The organism is Okeania sp. SIO2F4, assembly GCF_010672385.1.
Classification (GTDB): domain Bacteria; phylum Cyanobacteriota; class Cyanobacteriia; order Cyanobacteriales; family Microcoleaceae; genus Trichodesmium.
Genome location: NZ_JAAHGT010001252.1, coordinates 1 through 2,112 on the forward strand (window position 1 = coordinate 1; position 2,112 = coordinate 2,112).

The window sequence follows — 2,112 nt, forward strand, 5'->3', positions numbered from 1 at the left end:
TAATAGAGATTTGATACTAAAGCATTACCCATTCACCAACGCCAGTTTTCAAGGTGCAAACACTACACTTAAGTAGCTAGGTTTTTACGGTTGAATACCTTTGTGCTTTTCTGACTATAACATACGCCCATCAGTGGGCGAGGCTTTAAACCCAATTTTTTGGTAAATAATTCAGTATTCAGAATCAAAAATAGTTAATCTGAAACCTTAGATATAAAATATAGTAAATAAATTTGATTTTCGGCTGGAGTAAAAAATATCTAGCCAGTTATGAGGAAGTGGGTGATCGGTGTTCCAACGCATAAGGCAGGACTTAAAAAATGACCTAATTGCTGGTCTATTAGTAGTAATACCATTGGCTACTACAATTTGGCTGACCATAACTATTGCTCGGTGGGTAATTGATTTTCTAACCAAGATTCCTAAGCAAATTAATCCCTTCGATGGTTTACATCCAATTTTGGTAGGTCTACTAAACTTCTTAGTAGGACTAGCAGTACCATTACTAAGTATCCTAATAATAGGACTTATGGCCAGAAACATTGCTGGAAAATGGCTGTTAGATTTAGGAGAGAAAATATTACAAGCGATTCCATTTGCTGGCTCAGTTTATGGCACTCTAAAACAAATATTAGAAACCCTACTGAGAGATTCTAACGAGAAATTCCGGCGTGTGGTACTTGTAGAATACCCACGTCGAGGCATTTGGACTATAGCTTTTGTCACTGGTAGTATAGGTAGCGAAATTAAATCTCATCTGGGAGACTCAATGTTAAGTCTGTTCATTCCTACCACTCCCAACCCCACATCTGGTTGGTACGCCATAGTATCAGAAAAAGATGTGATTAATGTTTCTTTGTCAGTAGAAGACGCTTTTAAAGTTTTGATATCTGGTGGAATAGTCAATCCCACTACATCAAAAATAGCTCGTCAAGAAAAAATCTCTAACAATCAACTCAAACCAGCACCTCTAGATAGAGAACAATATCAACAATTTTCTACAGAAGAGGATTGAAAAGATTAGACTATAATACTATACAAAATTATGAAAAAAGCTCCCCGTTCTACAGCTCGCGAACTAGCTCTCCTTGGCTTAAGTCAATTACCAACAAATCCAGGGAGTTTAGAAAAAAAGCAACTTCAAGAAGTTGTCTTAGCAGCAGTTCGGACCTTAAGAACGGAGGTCCAAGATATTTTAGAAACTGCAGCAGGAGAACTACACAGGGGTAGCGATCGCCTTCTGAGTAGTCAGATCGGGACTACTGATATTGAAAGTGCCAGAGCAATGGTCCATGAAGCTATGGAGTTAGGCCAAACAGCAATCAATCGTATTGGTACTGCCGTTGAATTACCAGAAATTATTCAACTTACTAATCAATTAGAAGTTCGCAGTTATACAATGGAAATTTTGACAAAAGTAAATGTTAATAAAGAGGAGATTGATAAATTACTCAGAGAATCAATAGTAGATTGGCAAATAGAACGTTTACCCAGAATCGATTTAGATATACTCAGAATTGCAGTAGCAGAAATGATGTTTATTGGAATTCAAGAACAAGTGGCGATTAGTCAAGCAGTAGAACTAGCCAAGCGTTACAGTGGTGAAGATGGGCATAGGTTTATTAATGGAGTATTACGAAGAGTTCTCAACAAAATTAATATAATTTGAGGGGTCATATCTCAAAGTCAAAAGTTAAGAGTTAGATTTGACTGGGACAGGAATTAGAAAACAAGACCAGAAGTAGTTGTGAGAAACTATAGCGCTATAGTTTATGTTCAGTTGAGTTTCAATTTCAGGGGTCATATCTCAAACTCATGCATTTAAAAGTTATACCATTTCACGGAAGTCAAAAGTCAAAAGTCAAAAGTCAAAACCTATATTTTTAAGGCTCAAAACTTTGACTATACAGTAACTTCAGGAAATTATTTCATATTTAAAGTTTGAAACTATTTGTGACATCTTTAAAGTGAATTGGTATTAGATTTGACTAGGACAGGAATTAGAAAACAAGACCAGAGGTAGTTGTGAGAAACTATAGCGTTATAGTTTATGTTCAGTTGAGTTTCAATTTCAGGGGTCATATCTCAAACTCATGCATTTAAAAGTTAAGA

At 36.0% G+C, this 2,112-nt stretch carries 2 protein-coding genes; both read left to right on the top strand.

Features of this window, described 5'->3' with window-relative positions:
* Positions 1–289 precede the first annotated feature (289 nt).
* Entirely contained in the window at positions 290–1,015 is a 726-nt protein-coding gene (locus F6K22_RS39405) for a DUF502 domain-containing protein (RefSeq protein WP_293110458.1), read from the top strand.
* A 30-nt stretch (positions 1,016–1,045) separates the two neighbouring features.
* The gene (gene nusB, locus F6K22_RS39410) at positions 1,046–1,669 is read left to right on the top strand and encodes a transcription antitermination factor NusB (RefSeq protein WP_293110460.1); all 624 of its coding nucleotides are present in this window, start codon (positions 1,046–1,048) and stop codon (positions 1,667–1,669) included.
* The last annotated feature ends 443 nt before the right edge of the window (positions 1,670–2,112 follow it).